We start from the raw sequence: 15,556 nt of genomic DNA on the forward strand, positions 1-15,556 counted from the left end.
AGCCTATCTACCCCATCTGCGACATACCACGTCAGCGTTGTGTCGTTTGTTGTGGGTCCACCGGTTCGGTGGCGTCGAAACGGCTGAAATCCAGGCAGAGGCTGTCGGGCCCGTCGGAGCGCACCACATCCTGGAAGCGCGCCTGGGGCCGCAGGTCGGCGGGGCCGTAGCTGCAGCGGAAGTGCACCGGGCTGAGCAGGATCTCGTCGATGCCCTGGAAGGCCACCAGGATCTCGGCATGGCGGCTGGTGAGCTGCTCGAGGCTCAGCCCATGCAGGGGGCTGTCGGCGTCGATCCGGTGCATCACCGTCCACATCAGCTGGAAGGTGATCGACTGGTCCCGCACCAGCGGCAGATTGAGCACCCGTCGCATCATCGAACCGGGCTCGCCGTCCGGGTCCGGCTCGTCCAGGGCCAGCGACACCCGGATGCGCCCATCCACCAGGCTGTTCTGGCGCACGTTGGCCACACGGAAGGTGAGGGTGGGGATCCCCTGCCAGGGTTCGATCGTCGCCACGCGGCTGAAGCGCAGGCGCACGCGGCTGCGGGAGAAGCGGGCGAAGGCCAGTCCGGTGGTGATGGCGATGAACAGCAGGCCGAACAGGGCCTCCACCGTCACCACCAGGTTCAGCCAGAGGCCGGTGGGGTGCAGCACGCCGTAGCCGATGGAGCCCAGCGTCTGGACGCTGAAGAAGAAGGCATCGAGCGCCGTGGCCCGTCGCCCCTCCGGAATGCCGCCGATGGCCTGGAGGTCGAGGGAGACCAGGCCGGCGAAGATCAGGTTGAGCACCAGGTAGCTGGCGGCGATGCTCAGCAGAAAGCCCGGCCAGGGCACGGCCAGCATGAAGCGGTAGGGCTCACGCCAGTAGCGGCGGGAGCGCTGCAGATCCTCGGCCTGATACACGCCGCCGCGCTTGCGCAGGCGCACCGAGCGGATCTGCAGCGGGCGCGCCGGTCGCCTCATGCCGCTCATGGAGCGGGGGGCGGCACCGACGCCGGGTCCGGGCAGGTGCGCTCGGCCCAGTTGCACGCCCCCAGCAGACCCGCCTGCCAGCTCAGGGGGATCTCCAGCAGATCCCGGGCGCCGCTGATGCCCTGCGCCAGGAAGATCAGGGCGGCGAGGCTGTTGGCGGCGATGTGGAGCCGGCGCCAGGTGAGCTGACGCACGATCTCCGGCCTTGAGGCGATCGAGAAGAGCATCAGGCCCGCCAGGCCAGTGCCGCCCCAGAAGTGCGATTGCCAGAAGGCCGGATCCAGGGGGTTGTCGCTCAGCCGCCACACCTCCGGCTGCAGCCCGAGGCCGATCAGCCCCAGCCAGCAGAGCAGGGCGAAGCTGGCGCGGTAGAGCGGCCGGCGCGCCCGCCAGAGGGCCACCAGGGCGGTGGCGGTGCCCAGCCAGACCAGCAGCAGCAGGCTGAGATGGGCGGCTCCGGCGGCGTAGCCCGCATCCGCCTGCTTGGTGGCGATCACCACCGCCAGGGCGATGAGGATGATCGCCACCACCCCCGCGGCCAGCCAGTGGCCCAGGTCCGTGTGCTCCCGGCCGACGCTGGCGGGCAGCTTGCTGGCGCGGCGGGTGCGGCGCTCGCGCGTCTGCAGCGACAGCCGCAGCACGATCCCCAGCAGCGGGTAGATCACCACCACGGCCAGGGCCGGATGCAGGATCCAGAGCCAGTCCTTGGTTTCCATCGAGCGGAGAGGAGGGAGGAAGGAGTGCGCTGTGCGGTCAGTGTGGCCCGGAGCCGGGCGGCTGCTCAGCCCTGCAGGGGAGCCCAGGCCATGGTGGCGTTGAACTGTTCGCACCAGATGATCAGCGAGCCGTAGCGGCTCAGGTCGAGATCGGCGGGCAGCTCATAAGTCTGGCTGCCGGCGCTGGCCTGCAGTGGTGCCACCACCGTGTAGCTCCCCTGCCGGAGGGGGAAGGCGGGGGCGGGGCTGCCTGCGATCGGTGTGGCGGAGCGACCGAAGGTGATCTTCAGATCGGGCGCCCGCTCGTTGGTGCGGAAATCGGCGCTGAGGTGCAGCAGCTGCCGCCCGCCGCGGCGCTCGATGCGGAAGCCGCCCTGCACCGGCGCCTCGGCGGCCCGGAAACGGCCCTGCTCGACGGCCGCGGCGACGTGTGCCGATGCAACCGGGGCCGCCGGGGCCGGTTGGAGCTGGGGCCGCAGAGCGGCGGCGGCGCCCAGGCCGGCCACGCCGAGGCCGATCACGGCCAGGCCGAGGCCGAAGCCGGTGAGCCGCAGCGGCTGCCGGCGGCTGGAGCGGGGTTGGTCGCTGTCGGAGGGATGGGCCATTGAACGAGGCGGCAAGGCTTGGGATGTTGGGAGTACCGGTGGCCCCGGGTTCCGGATGCCCGGAAACAGGACCCGACCTCAGGGGGGCGTGCCGTCAGGCCTGGCCGCCGCCCCGCCGCCAGCGGTGGAACCGCTCCACCCAGCCCAGCAGCCGCTCGGGGGCGTGGGCCTTCTTCCAGGCCCCGGCCACGTATTTGTTGGCCTCCACCCAGGTGGGATAGGGGTGAATCGTGCCGAGGATGCGGCCCAGGCCCAGGCCCCAGCGCATGGCCAGCACGAATTCGGCCAGCACCTCGCCGGCGTGATCGCCCACGATCGACACCCCGAGGATGCGGTCCTTGCCCGGCTCGGTCAGCACCTTCACCATCCCGCTCGTCTCGCTGTCGACGATGGCCCGGTCGAGCTCATTGAGCTCGTAGCGCGTGACCTCCACCGGCACGCCCTGACGGGCGGCCTCGGTTTCGTTGAGGCCCACACCCGCCACCTCCGGATCGGTGAAGGTGGCGTGGGGAATCACCCGGCCATCCACCTTGAAGCGCAGGGGATCGAACAGGGCGTTCACCGCGGCGTACCAGGCCTGGTGGGCCGCGGTGTGGGTGAACTGCCAGGGGCCGGCCACATCGCCGGCCGCGAAGATGTTGGGGTAGAGGGTGGTGAGGTAGGCGTCGGTCTCCACCGTGTGGCCGCTGGGAATGCCGAGCTCCTCCAGCCCGAATCCCTCCAGGCGGGCCCTGCGGCCGATGGCGCAGAGGAGCTGATCGGCCTCCAGGCTCAGCGGCTGCGCCGCGCCCTGCTCGGCTGAGAGCCGCAGCGTGGCCCGCAGCCGGCCAGCGGCCAGCGGCTCCAGCTGCTCCACCACCGCCCCGGTGTGAACGCTCACCCCGTCGCGTTCGAGGCTGCGGCGCACCAGGTCGGCGACTTCAGGGTCCTCCCGCGGCAGCAGCTGACTGTTGCGCTGCACCAGCGTCACCCGCACCCCCAGCTGGGCCAGGGCCTGGGCCAGTTCGCAGCCGATGGGCCCGCCGCCGAGCACCAGCAGGCTGGTCAGGGGCTCCCGCCGCCGGCGCAGGCTGTCCCAGATGGTCTCGCTGGTGAGCAGCGGCACGTCGTCGATGCCGGGAATCGCAGGGATGATCGGGCTGGCGCCGGTGGCCAGCACGATCGAGCGGGCCGTGAGCTGCGTTTCGCTGCCATCCGCCGCGCGGATCGCCACGGTCCAGGGATCGATCAGCCGGGCCTCACCCAGCTGCACATCCACCCCCAGCCCCCGGTAGCGCTCGACGCTGTCGTGCGGGGCCACGGCCGCCACCTTGTCGTGCACCCGCTCCAGCACCTGCTGCAGGTTCACCTGGGGATCGCGGTCGGTGAGTCCGTAGCGCCGGCCGTCGCGGATGCGGGCCGCCAGCCGGGCCGTGCGGATCAGGGCCTTGCTGGGCACGCAGCCGGTGTTGAGGCAGTCGCCTCCCATCCGCTCGCGCTCGATCAGGGTCACCCGCGCCTTCACGGTGGCGGCGATGTAGGCGGTGACCAGGCCGGCGGAGCCGGCACCGATCACGATCAGATTGCGGTCGAAGGAGCCGGGCCGCCGCCAGGGCCGGTACAGCTGCCAGCGCTTCCAGCGCTGCACCGCCAGGCGCGCCAGCCAGGGGAAGAGGGCCAGCAGCAGCAGGGAACCCACCACCGCCGGCGAGAGGATGCCGCTCAGGCTGGTCAGCCCGGCCAGCTGGGTGCCCGCGTTCACATACACGGCGGTGCCGGGCAGCATGCCCACCTGGCTCACCAGGGCGTAGCGCAGCACCGGCATGGCGGTGAGACCCATCACCAGGTTGATCACGAAGAACGGCACCACGGGCGCCAGCCTGAGGCTGAGCAGATAGAAAACGCCATCGCGCTCGATGCCCTCCTCCATGGCGGTGAGGGTGCTGCCGAAGCGCCGCTGCACCAGATCACGCAGCAGCGTGCGGGAGAGCAGAAAGGCCAGGGTGGCCCCGAGGGTGGAGGCCAGCGACACGATTACCGTTCCCCAGATCAGGCCGAACACGGCACCGCCGGCCAGGGTGAGCACGGCCGCTCCCGGCAGCGACAGACCGGTCACCACCACGTAGATCAGCCCGTAGATCAGGCTCACCGCCAGAGGCCGGCTCTCCCGCCAGGCGATCAGGTCGCCCCGGGCCATCTGCAGGTTGGTGAGGCTGAGCTGGCGGTGCAGGCCCAGCCCGAAGAAGGCGGCCACCAGGGCCACCACGGCGGTCAGCAGCAGCAGGCGCGGCAGCAGCCGGGCAGGGGTGGAGGCAGGCATGCGTCGGTCCTCAGAGACTGGTGAGCACATCGCGGCCGGCGGGCACCTCGTGCACCGGCCCGAGGGGCTCGATGCTGATGCTCACTCCGCTGGCCTGGCTGGTGGGATTGGTGGGAATCGGCAGGTGCACCCGGCCGCTGCCATCGGGCACGAAGCGCACGCAGCCCACGTGCTGGCCGTCGATCAGGGCCCAGAGCCGGTAGCTGTGGCGCGGAGGAGGATCCGGCAGCCCCTCGATCACCAGCAGGTTGTGGCTGCCGCCGGGATTGACCTGAACGCTGCCGCTGGTGTCCCCCATGCCGTGCGGCGGGCGCTCGGCTCCGGCCGGATGCAGGGTCATGGTGCGCTGCACCCGCTGCACGCCCTCCAGGGGCTGGAGCGCCACGGTGGGGCCGCCGCCCGGGGCAGGGTCAGCATCGGCCAGCCGTTCGCGCAGGCTGAGCCAGTCGCCTCCGAGCAGGGCGAGGGCGAGCGCCAGGCCACCGGCCAGCAGCCAGGGCGTGCGCGCGGGCCTGTTCCTGCGGTCCGCCGGGCCCGGCGCCGATCCGGCCTCGCTCAGGAGCCTGTGGCGGAGCCGCGAGGGCGGCGCCTTGCCGCGGGGCAGGGCCAGGGGCAGCAGCTGCAGGGTGGTGCGGAACTCCTCGAGCCGGGCCTGCAGGGTCGGGTCCGCGGCGAGGGCGGCCTGCAGTTCGCCCCGCTCCTGTTCATCGAGATCGCCGAGGGCATGGCCGGCCAGCAGGGCGTCGAGCCGGGCGTCGCCGAGATCGGTGCGGGAGGGGTCGGTGGAATCGGGCGTCATGGGCGGGCGGGGACAGGGGATCGGTCTGCGGTGAGGGCAGGGGAGAGGGCGGCAGTGGAGAGGGAGGTGGCGGCAGCGGTCATGGCTCGAAGCTGAAGTCGATCAGGAGGCTGCGCAGGGCCATCAGCCCCTTGCGCGCCCGGCTCTTCACGGTGCCCACGGGCAGCTGCAGCCGTTCAGCGATCGCCGACTGGCTCAGGCCCTCGTAGTAGGCGAGCTCGAGCACCTGCCGCTGGTTCGGGTGGATCGCCGCGAAGGCGTCGCGCACCCGCCGGGTCAGCTCATCCACCTCGGCGAAGCCCTCCGGGCCCGCCTGGCCGCCGCCGCGGAACATGTGCGACCAGCGCTGCAGGATCTGCCAGCGGTTGCCCTTCTGCTCCAGCCGGTTCAGGGCCATCGAGCGGGTCATCAGCAGCAGATAGGCCAGCACCGGGCCGCGGCTGGGTTCGTAGCGCCCCTGCTTCCAGTAGCGCAGGAACACGTCGTGGGTGAGATCCTCCGCCTCCTGGCTGGAGCGGCAGAGACGGCGGGCCAGGCGGAACACGGCCGGGCTGCACGCGTCGTAGAGGGCGGCCAGGTCGGTGGGGTCGGGTTCACGGACCTGCGGCTCGCCGACGCCGGCGTCCCGTGGCGCGTCGATCATGGGATCAGGCGGCGGTTGACCCTGGAACTACCGGCGGGGCGGCGCGGCGGATGCCGTTCACGGAACGGCGACCGGCAGCCGGGGTTCCCGGAAGCGCTCGGCGATCTGCTTCACCGCCGGGGCGATGCTGAGGAAGGCATCCACGATCTCGGCCTGCAGGTGGTTGCCGGCCAGCTCGGCGATCATCCCCAGCGCCTCCTGGTGGGGGATCGCCTCCTTGTAGACCCGCTCGTTGGTGAGGGCGTCGTAGATGTCGGCCACGGCCATGATCCGGGCCGGTAGAGGGATGTCCTCCCCGGCGAGGCCCTGGGGATAGCCGAGGCCGTTCCAGCGCTCGTGGTGGCTGTAGATGATCTGCTTGGCCACCGTCAGCACCGGCATCAGGCTGGCGTCGGCATTGAGGGTGCGCTCGGCCACCTCGATGGCCTCCAGGCCGAGGGCCGTGTGGCGTTTCATGATCTCGAACTCCGCGTCGGTGAGCGGACCGGGCTTCTGGAGCACGGCGTCCGGGATGCCCACCTTGCCGATGTCGTGCAGACCCGCGGTGCTGAACATCATGTCCACCAGCGCATCGCTGATGCGTTCGCGGAAGCCGCTCTGGCGCATCAGCTGACGGCCGATGGCCTGGACGAAGTAGCGGGTGCGCTGGATGTGCAGGCCGGTCTCGTTGTCGCGCAGCTCGGCCAGGTGGCCCATGGCCACCACCAGGGTGTCCTGCAGCAGCCGGATCTCGTTGGTGCGCTTGGCCACATCGAGCTCCAGCTGATGGCTGTAGTCCTCCAGCTCCTCGCGGGCCCGCTTGAGTTCGATCTGGGCATTGACGCGCGCCCTGAGGATCGGAGCGGAGATCGGCTTCTTGATGAAGTCCCGGCAGCCGCAGGCGAAGCCGCGTGATTCCGCCACCAGGTCATCGGAAGCGGTGACGATGATGATCGGGATGTTGCGGCTGGCGTAATCGTTGTGCAGTTGCTTGCACACGTAGAAGCCGTCGAGGTGCGGCATCACCACATCCAGCAGGATGCAGTCGGGCACGGGCCGCTGACGGGCCAGCTGCAGGGCGCGGCGGCCGCTGGTGGCCAGCCGCAGCCGGTAGTCGTCGCCCAGCACCGAGTCGATGAACTGCAGCACCTCAGGCGAGTCATCCACCGCCAGCACCAGTGGCCGCGTGCCGTGATTCATCAGCTCGCCCCCGCCGCTGAAGGCCGCCCCAGCCGTTCGCGGCGGCTCAGGCGCAGGAACGTCTCGAAGTCGTAGGCGCCCAGGGCGTTCTCCAGGGCGCTGAACACCTCACGGGGCAGGCTGGCGCGCAGATCGGCCTCCGCATTCCGGAAGCGACGCAGGGCCCCGGCATCGCTGATGGCCGCCAGCTCCTCCAGAGAGCTCAGCAGGGCCGTGAGCTCCGCTTCGGGCAGCCGGCGGCCCGCCGCAGGGTCGGGTTCGGAGCCGGTGGTCCGGGCCATGGCGTCAAGGGTCGCCTGCCAGAGGTCCTGGAAGCTGGCCGTCTCCTCCGGATCCGGTGAGCCGTTGTCGAAGCGCTGCTCCAGGCGGGCGGCGGCCTGCTCGAGCTGCAGCGCCCCCACGCTCCCGGCCACGCCCCGCAGGTTGTGGCAGAGCCGCCGCGCCTCGCTCCGATCGCCACGGCTGAGGGCCGCCTGAAAGCGCCCGGCAGCCGGCCGCTGCTGGCGGACGGTCTCCTGAAGCAGCCGCTCGTAGAGATCGCGGTTGCCTCCCATGCGGCGCAACCCCTGCTCGCGCACCAGCAGGCTCTCACGGGCGGCGGGTGCCCTGGGCGTTTCCGGCCGGCTGCCGGTGAGGTGCGAGCCCCAGTCCGGGTGGAGGCTGGCGGGCAGGCCGGCCCTGGCTTCCGGACTGAGCGGGCGCCCGCTCACCCTGGCGATGCAGGCATAGAGCCGGTCGGGCTCGATCGGCTTGCTCAGGTGGGCCTGCATGCCCGCCGCCAGGCAGCGGTTGCTCACCTCCACGCCGGCGTGGGCCGTCATCGCCACCACCGGCAGCTCCGTGGTGGCCGGGTTGTGGCGCAGGCGCTTCAGGGTCTGCCAGCCATCGAGCACCGGCATCTCCAGGTCCATCAGCACCAGGTCCACATGCGGATCGCGCTGCAGCCGCTCGAGGGCCTGCTGCCCGTCCTCGGCCGTGGTGGCCTCGATGCCCACCAGATGCAGCAGCTCCTGCGCCACCTGCTGATTGATCGGGTTGTCCTCCACCAGCAGCACCCTGAGGCCCTTCAACCCCCACTCGCTCGGGTCCTGGCGGGGCTGGTCGAGGCGGTCATCCCGGCGGGCGCCGGCGGGATGGTGGTCGGCGGGGATGCGCTCCAGGGTGCAGGTGAAGGTGAAGCAGCTGCCCTCTCCCGGGGTGCTCGTCACCGAGAGAGTGCCGCCCATCACCCGGGCGATGTCGCTGGTGATGGCCAGCCCCAGGCCGCTGCCGCCGAACCGCCGCGTGATGCTGGAATCGGCCTGGGCGAAGGGGGTGAACAGGTGGGCCTGGGCCTCCGGCGAGATGCCGATGCCGGTGTCCTCCACCAGAAAGGCCAGCTGCACCAGGTCGTGGTTGCTGCTCAGCCGTTGCACTCTGAGGCGCACCTGACCCTCGTTGGTGAACTTCACGGCGTTGCCGAGCAGGTTCACCAGGGCCTGCTGGAGGCTGGTCGGATCGCCCCGCACGGCCGTGGGCACCAGCGGGTCGACCTGCAGGATCAGATCGAGCCCCTTGTCGTAGGCCTGGCTGCCGATCAGATCGGACGTGCGCGAGAGCACCTCGGTGAGGGAGAACTCGAGCCGCTCCAGGTCCCGCTGACCCGATTCGATGCGGCCGATGTCGAGGATGTTGTTGACGAGGCTGAGCAGGTGCGAGCCGGCGGCGTGGATCTTGTCCAGGGCGTCGTACTGGCGCGGTTCGAGCGTGCGCCGCATCGCCAGCTGACTCAGGCCGATGATGCTGTTGAGCGGGGTCCGCAGCTCGTGGCTCATGCGCGAGAGGAACTCGCTCTTGGCCACATTCGCCCGTTCGGCCTGTGCCTGCGCGTCCTGAAGCAGCCGCTCCTTGCGCAGCAGGTCGCTGATGTCGGTGCCGGTGCAGACCACAGCCTGCACCGATCCATCGCTGCGGCGGATCACGCCGTTGCGCCAGCGCAGCAGACGTGTGCTGCCGTCGCTGAGGAGGATCTCGTTCTCGTGCTCGCTCCAGGTGCCGGAGTGGGGCTGATCGAAGCAGGTGCGGAACAGCTCCCGCAGCTCCTGCCGCTGTCCGGCGGGGATGTAGTGCTCGAACCAGTCCTGCCCGAGCCAGTCGCCCGGCTGCACGCCGAGCAGCGTCTCACCGGCCGGATTGAGCAGTTCGATGCGCCCGTCCTCGCCGAGCACCACGAACAGGCTCTCCACCGTGCTGAGAACCGTCTCCAGCCGGTGGTGCGCTTCCTCCAGCCGCTGGGACTGCCGGTCCTCCCGGCTCAGATCGTGGAACAGCACCAGCTCCAGCGCCTCGCCCGGACGCCCCGCAGCGATCGGATCGATCCGGAGGCGACGCCCGTCGCCCGCCAGCACGACGTCCTCCGACTCCGGCTGGCCGTGCCGGTCTCGCAGATCCGCGAGGTCGGCGGGCAGGCCGTCGAACAGGGCCCGGAAGGCGTCGTTGGTGCTGCGGATGCGGCCCCCGTCGCGCTCGGCGACCAGCGCCGGCAGGGGCAGTTCGGCCAGCAGGGCCTCCAGGCCGGTGCTGCTGCGGCGGCGCAGACCCGCCACACCAGATGCCAGAGCGAGCCCCAGTGCCAGGCCCCCCATGCCGGAGAGGGTCAGCAGCGGGCCGCTGCCCCCGGATCGGGGCTCCCGCTCCGCAGCCGTGGCAGGGGCTTCGGGGGGGCTGCCCATGGCCGCTGGACGGCTCTCCACGGCGCCGACGGCCAGAGTGGTGCTGAGGGCCAGCAGGGTGATCCCAGCGGCGGCCTGCCACCGGACCCTCGCCATGCCGGTCTGCACCCCGCGGGCCATGGACGCCGCCGCACACTCCCAACTATGGCCATCAGGTCCTGGTTGTCAGCCCCGACGGGGTCAGCACCCCGGGGACGTCGGGTAGGTTTTCTGCAGCCATGCCTACCGCGGAGCACCAGCCTGTGGCCCCCACGATCGATGCCGCCAGGAACATTTTCCCGCAGACGCGCACCGCGGATGTGGTGCCCGCTCTCGTTGCCCGCTTCAACCAGCTGACGATCGAGGACCAGCTGGCCCTGATCTGGTTCGCCTACAAGGAGATGGGCAGCCAGATCACCCCGGCTGCTCTCGGCGCGGCCCGCATGCAGTTCGCCGAACCCACCCTCAACTCGATCCGCTCGCTGGAGGCGGAGGATCAGACCAAGGTGATGTTCGAGCTGGCCGGCAAGACCGACACGCCGATCAACCGCGTCTATGCCACCTGGTCGGTGAACATCAAGCTCGGCTTCTGGTACAAGCTGGGCGAATGGATGGATGACGGCAGCGTCGCCGGCATCCCCGAGGCCTATCAGCTCTCCGCCAACGCCGCGGCGGTTCTGGCCGGGATCCGGGAGAGCGAATCCGGCCAGCAGATCTCGATCCTGCGCAGCTGCGTGGTCGACATGGGCTACGACCCGGCGAAGATCGAGAACATGACGAAGGTGTCGGAGCCGCTGGTGGCCCCGACGGCCGAATCCGAGCGGAGCTCCGTGAGCATCGAGGGCGTTGAGAACGCCACGGTGATCAACTACATGAACCTGCTCAACGCCAACGACTTCGACAATCTGATCGATCTGTTCCTGCCGGACGGTGCCCTGCAGCCGCCGTTCCAGAAGCCGATCATCGGCCGCGAGAAGGTGCTGGCGTTTTTCCGGGAGGATTGCCAGAACCTCAACCTGATTCCCTCCAACGGCGTCAGCGAACCGGCTGACGACGGCTTCACCCAGATCAAGGTCACCGGCAAGGTTCAGACTCCATGGTTCGGCGCCAACGTGGGCATGAACGTGGCCTGGCGGTTCCTGCTCGATCCCAGCGGCAAGATCTTCTTCGTTGCCATCGACCTGCTCGCCTCACCCAAGGAGCTGCTGAATCTGGCCCGCTGACGGCGGCGGTTCGTTCCTCAGGCCTGCCCACCTCCCTGCAGGGGATGATCGGGGCAGGCTTTCTCATTCTTGTGCTGGGTCTGGGAGCGCTCAGCCTGGCTCTGGCCCTCTGGCTCTGGCTGCGTCTCGAGGCTCCGGCCAGCGGCCATCGCCCGCTTCTGATCGCCGCCCTGCTGCTGTTGCTGCCCCTGCGGGCCTGGTTGCACACCGGTCTGTTCATCGGGGCCCACGACGCCATGCACGGCTCCCTGTTTCCGCTGCAGCGGCACTGGAACCGGATGGCGGGGTCGTTGCTGCTGCTCCTCTACGCCGGCCTGCCCTACCGCCGCTGCTGCCGTCTGCACCGGCGCCACCATCGCCACTGCGGCCAGGCCGGAGACCCGGATCACTGGCCTGAGCCAGGGGCGGGCCGCTCGCCGGTGAAGTGCCTGGTGCCGTTCCGCTCCCTGCACTGGTACGCCAGCTTCATGGGCCGCTATCTGGGGCGGGCGCAACTGATCGGCATCGCTCTGTTTTATGGGGCGGTCGCCGCCGTGCTCTGGCACTGGACCCCGCTCGGTCCGGTCGGGTCGCTGCTGGCTCCCCTCAGCCACTGGCTGCTGCCGCTGGTGCTGAGCTCCGCCCAGCTGTTCGTGGTGGGCACCTATCTGCCGCATCGCCGGTCTCCGGTCGTGGCGTCGTTGAACTGGCCGGGCTGGCTGTCGCTGCTGGCCTGCTACCACTTCGGCCATCACCGCGCGCACCACGAGCAGCCCTGGCTTCCCTGGTACGCCCTGCCCGCCACGGACCGCTCGACGGCCATCAATAACGAAATGTTTCTGGCATTGCCGACCCGCTCGCGCCTTCCCGGACCCCTTTCCATAAAATGAGAGGACGTAACAAGTTTTCATGACGTTGCTTGCTGCTCCCCCTCAGTCCGCCCCGCCCGTGACCCACTGGAGTGAGGCGGAACAAGCCGTGGCACGCAGCGCCTTTGATCTGGCCCGCCGGCGGGAAGCCGCTCTTCTGCTGGAGACCGTGCAGCAGCACAGCGCCTCGGCCACCGACCTGGATGCGATCTGGCAGCTGCACGACTACCTCAGCGCCCGCCGCTTCGAGCACGAGGGCAAGTACGTCTTCGATCTGGACGACATCCTCTTTCTCTTCGCCTCCAACCTCAAGGACGGCGTTCTGGCTGCTTCGGAGCTCGAAGGACTCTCGGCCGACAAGATCGCCAAGATCATCGCCCTCTCCAAGATGGCCTGAGATTGCTCGGCTCCTCAGCTACGGAGCCTGCAGCATGAATCCGGTGATCCCTTCGAGGATCACCTGAACGGCGATCGCCACCAGCAGGATCCCCATGATGCGGGTGAGGATGCTGATCCCCATCTCACCCAGCAGGCGGCTGATCCGCACCGCCTGCCGCAGCACCCCATACACGAAGACGCTCACCGCCAGCAGCACGCCGCTGAAGGCCAGCAGACCCGGCATCGCATCCGGGGCCTGTGAGATCACCAGGGAGATCGTGCCCGGTCCGGCCATGATCGGGATTCCCAGGGGCACCACGGCGTACTGGGCGTCACTGATGTCGGCGGGATGGGTCTGTTTGCGGCGCAGGTCGATCGACTGGCCGTTGAGCATGCGCAGCCCAAGGGGCAGAACGATCAGACCGCCGGCGATGCGGAACGCCTCGATGCTGATGCCGAGCACACCCAGAAGACCGCTTCCCAGCCATGCCATGAGCACCAGGGTCACGGCAAAGGTGCTGCAGCACCGCCCCACGATGAAGCGCAGACGGGCCGGATCCCGTTCGCTCGCCGCCAGCATCACCGGGATCAGTCCGATGGGATCGGTCACGGCCAGCACGCCGATGGCGCTGGTCATCAGCCAGGTGGGGTCGCCGGGAAGACTCATCGGCGTTGCCCCGGTGACGAATCGTCAAGCCAGGCGAGCCTCCAACCGTCGGCTTCCCGAAGCTGCATACCATCGGGCTGTCTCAGCCTGGACCGGCCCGCTTCTGCCGCCGCTGCCTGTGTGGTCTGACCTGTTCTCCGTCTCATCGCGTTTCTGCTGCAGCCATGGGTAGCCCGATCCCGCGAGAGACGTTCCTGGCACGTGCCAGGGAACGCTTCGGTGAACATTATGATTACACAGACATGGTGTACAAGAGTTATAAAACTCCGATCAAGATCCGCTGCACCATTCACCCCGTCCGCGATATCAGCATCACTCCGGAGCGACACCTCCAGACCACAGGAGGCTGCAAGTTCTGTCTGCGGCAGCTGCGCATTCAGTCCCTGGAACGCGAACTGCGCCGTGCACCCCACGAGAGGCTGGATGCCCTGCGCCCGTCTCTGACGGTGGCGATCGCTTCGGAAGCCGTGGCGCGTCCAGGCGCAACACCGGAGGCTTCTCATCCAGCCGCCAGAGCTGGCGGCGATGGCGCAACCAGCCCTGCCCCACTATCAGCTCCACGCCAAGGTCCTCAAACACCGGATTGCGGGTGATGATCACCGATTGTTCCTGAGGGGCCTGTTGCGCCGAGGGTTGATCGAGCACCAGGCCGCCGAGTTTGGCCCGCACGGCGTTCTGGATGCCGCAGAAGCCCGTCACCCGGATCCGCTGCGGCGGCCCGAAGCCCCAGTCCAGCGTTCCGGCCAGCTCCGGCGTGATGAAGATCCCTTCAGCGCCGGTGTCCACCAGCGCGGCCACCCGTGCCCCGTTGTTTCGCTGCATCTCGGTGATCGGAGCTCCGTGCTTCCACTGCAGCCTGTGCTGGTGGTTCGGTTGTGCAGCCCTCTGCCCGAGGGCCTGATCCGCCAGCTGCAGAGCTCGCGCACCGAAGCCCACGCTGCCTGCGATCGGATCCACCCACAGCGGCAGCTGCCGCAGAGCTGGTGCTCCCAGCACCCCATCCACGCCCTCCGGCAGTCCGGCCATGGGGAGGATCACGGTTTCGGCGCCCTCCAGACGCACACTGCCGCGATCGCCGAGCAGCCGCAGCGGCGGCAAGCTGCCTTTCGCCAGCTCCGGCCGGCAGTGATCCCCCGCGCCGCTGAAGCCGACGTCTCCCTCGGGGATCGGCGTGGAGGCCAGGCCTAGGCGTTCGGAGGCGCTCCGTCTGAGCAGATGGCTTGTGGCGCCGGTGTCCAGCAGCAGCCGGACCCGATGCGGTGGTGTTGTGAGGGCCTGGAAGCCGAGCACCGGCGTGTCGCCAGCCGCGGCGCGCTCCAGCCGCACCTGGCCTGAGCCGCTGAGCCGGCCAGCGGCCAGCTCCTCTCCCTCGACCTGGATCACGGCCTGCTGCCTCAGCGGCTGGCTGACAGCCGGGGGGCATGAGGCCAGGGAGAGCAGCGCGGCGAGGCTGAGCATGATGCCGCCGGGGATGCCGCGTTTCGGTTGGCTCCGCTGCATGCCGGGTGCTCCCGAGGCTTGAACCGCTTCAGCCGGCCCCATCCTGATCAAGGAGATCCTGCGGTATCCGTCCAGCTTGCCCGGGCTCCTCGGGGATTCGGCCAACGGACGCGCCCCTACACTGCGAGGACCGGGGCGTGGCGCAGTTTGGTAGCGCGGGTGCTTTGGGAGCACTAGGTCGCAGGTTCGAATCCTGTCGCCCCGATTGAGATCTCAGAGGTTTTGAGGGCAGGGTATGCCCCAATTCATGCCCCTCTTGCGCTGCGCCTGCGCCACATCTGGGTTCCCAGGTCGCCTAGGGCCCCATATGTGGTGGTGATGGCTGGGCATATGGCGGAAGACGCGGCTATAGTCAAAGCAACCGAGCGGGGGGGCATGCCACCTCCGCCAGGGTTGGGAGACACGCAAGCTCCTGACCTGCCTGATGTCGCCACTTCCTTGGGTCCGCTTCAGGGGGAGTTGATACGCAGGGGGCGCCCTGCGCAATGCATCCCTTATGGAACACCCCAATCACGATCAATCTCAGCGTCAATACCCCCTCTTCAGAGACTTTCGGAAGAAGAAAGAGCGGCCTGCTCCTAGGAATCCTGATGGGAGCATGAAGAAGACGGTAACCAGGTATATTCATGGCCGCCGGGTGACGCTTCCTATAGATCAGGCAGACATGTTCTGTTACTGCCTTGACTTGTGCAAACGAGATCCTGTCTTTAGGGCGGAAGTAAGAGCCAACGCCGAAAGCAGTCAATATAGGCGGAAGCTGATCTTTAATCCCAAGTATCCGGGACTTGGTGGCTACATAACACAGACTACATGTAAGAAACTTCTTGAGTTTCTTCCGTGTCAGCTGCGAGAAGCCTGATCAGCAACTGGTCATGGATCAAAATACAGACGTTGCACCCTTGTGGGTGCCAACTCCAGCTGCTTGTAAGGCGATAGGGCTTCCGTCGGAGAAGTCCCTCTGGACGTTAAAGGCTGCGGGCATTCTTCAGCCGGGTCTCCACTTTATCGTTATCGGAACCAAGCGTTCTGCCCCTCA

At 68.9% G+C, this 15,556-nt stretch carries 13 protein-coding genes and 1 tRNA gene; 4 read left to right on the top strand and 10 right to left on the bottom strand.

The annotated features are described in order from the left end of the window. Positions 1-31: 31 nt before the first annotated feature. The 8 genes from EVJ50_RS02005 to EVJ50_RS02040 form a co-directional block, all read right to left on the bottom strand. A complete protein-coding gene (locus EVJ50_RS02005) occupies positions 32-964 on the bottom strand; it encodes an ion channel (protein WP_225323029.1) in 933 nt (310 codons plus the stop codon). Positions 965-969: 5 nt separating this feature from the next. Continuing rightward, the gene (locus EVJ50_RS02010; RefSeq protein WP_150882133.1) at positions 970-1,689 is read right to left on the bottom strand and encodes a DUF4079 domain-containing protein; all 720 of its coding nucleotides are present in this window, start codon (positions 1,687-1,689) and stop codon (positions 970-972) included. A 65-nt stretch (positions 1,690-1,754) separates the two neighbouring features. Further along, positions 1,755-2,294: a DM13 domain-containing protein gene (locus tag EVJ50_RS02015; RefSeq protein WP_150882134.1), complete on the bottom strand. Its 540-nt coding sequence runs from the start codon at positions 2,292-2,294 to the stop codon at positions 1,755-1,757. Positions 2,295-2,388: 94 nt separating this feature from the next. Then, positions 2,389-4,593, bottom strand: a complete 2,205-nt coding sequence (locus EVJ50_RS02020; RefSeq protein ID WP_191964831.1) for an FAD-dependent oxidoreductase — start codon at positions 4,591-4,593, stop codon at positions 2,389-2,391. Positions 4,594-4,603: 10 nt separating this feature from the next. Then, positions 4,604-5,392: an anti-sigma factor domain-containing protein gene (locus EVJ50_RS02025; RefSeq protein WP_150882135.1), complete on the bottom strand. Its 789-nt coding sequence runs from the start codon at positions 5,390-5,392 to the stop codon at positions 4,604-4,606. A gap of 79 nt (positions 5,393-5,471) precedes the next feature. Continuing rightward, entirely contained in the window at positions 5,472-6,035 is a 564-nt protein-coding gene (locus EVJ50_RS02030) for a sigma-70 family RNA polymerase sigma factor (RefSeq protein ID WP_150882136.1), read from the bottom strand. 57 nt (positions 6,036-6,092) lie between these two features. Then, complete coding sequence (locus tag EVJ50_RS02035; protein ID WP_150882137.1) at positions 6,093-7,214, bottom strand: HD-GYP domain-containing protein; 1,122 nt, start codon at positions 7,212-7,214, stop codon at positions 6,093-6,095. Then, entirely contained in the window at positions 7,214-10,021 is a 2,808-nt protein-coding gene (locus EVJ50_RS02040; RefSeq protein ID WP_150882138.1) for an ATP-binding protein, read from the bottom strand. The genes EVJ50_RS02035 and EVJ50_RS02040 overlap by 1 nt, the downstream gene beginning before the upstream one ends. Before the next feature lie 122 nt (positions 10,022-10,143). On the opposite strand from EVJ50_RS02040, the gene EVJ50_RS02045 reads away from it, so the two are divergent. Genes EVJ50_RS02045 through EVJ50_RS02055 form a run of 3 tightly spaced genes read left to right on the top strand, consistent with a single transcriptional unit; the run spans position 10,144 to position 12,372 of the window. After that, positions 10,144-11,127 carry an orange carotenoid-binding protein gene (locus EVJ50_RS02045; protein WP_370455561.1) on the top strand — a complete coding sequence of 328 codons (984 nt, stop codon included), beginning with the start codon at positions 10,144-10,146 and terminating at the stop codon, positions 11,125-11,127. A gap of 44 nt (positions 11,128-11,171) precedes the next feature. After that, the gene (locus EVJ50_RS02050) at positions 11,172-11,996 is read left to right on the top strand and encodes a fatty acid desaturase (RefSeq protein ID WP_150882139.1); all 825 of its coding nucleotides are present in this window, start codon (positions 11,172-11,174) and stop codon (positions 11,994-11,996) included. Positions 11,997-12,054: 58 nt separating this feature from the next. After that, entirely contained in the window at positions 12,055-12,372 is a 318-nt protein-coding gene (locus EVJ50_RS02055) for a hypothetical protein (RefSeq protein ID WP_225323030.1), read from the top strand. An 18-nt stretch (positions 12,373-12,390) separates the two neighbouring features. Here the strand turns inward: EVJ50_RS02055 and EVJ50_RS02060 are convergent, their stop codons facing one another. Together EVJ50_RS02060 and EVJ50_RS02070 are read right to left on the bottom strand one after the other, a co-directional pair. Further along, a complete protein-coding gene (locus EVJ50_RS02060) occupies positions 12,391-13,020 on the bottom strand; it encodes a MarC family protein (RefSeq protein ID WP_150882141.1) in 630 nt (209 codons plus the stop codon). Positions 13,021-13,332: 312 nt separating this feature from the next. Further along, entirely contained in the window at positions 13,333-14,520 is a 1,188-nt protein-coding gene (locus EVJ50_RS02070) for an aspartyl protease family protein (protein WP_191964832.1), read from the bottom strand. A 131-nt stretch (positions 14,521-14,651) separates the two neighbouring features. Here EVJ50_RS02070 and EVJ50_RS02075 point away from each other — a divergent pair. Continuing rightward, a tRNA-Pro gene (locus EVJ50_RS02075) sits at positions 14,652-14,725 on the top strand. The last annotated feature ends 831 nt before the right edge of the window (positions 14,726-15,556 follow it).

The sequence above is a fragment of the Synechococcus sp. RSCCF101 genome (assembly GCF_008807075.1).
GTDB lineage: Bacteria > Cyanobacteriota > Cyanobacteriia > PCC-6307 > Cyanobiaceae > RSCCF101.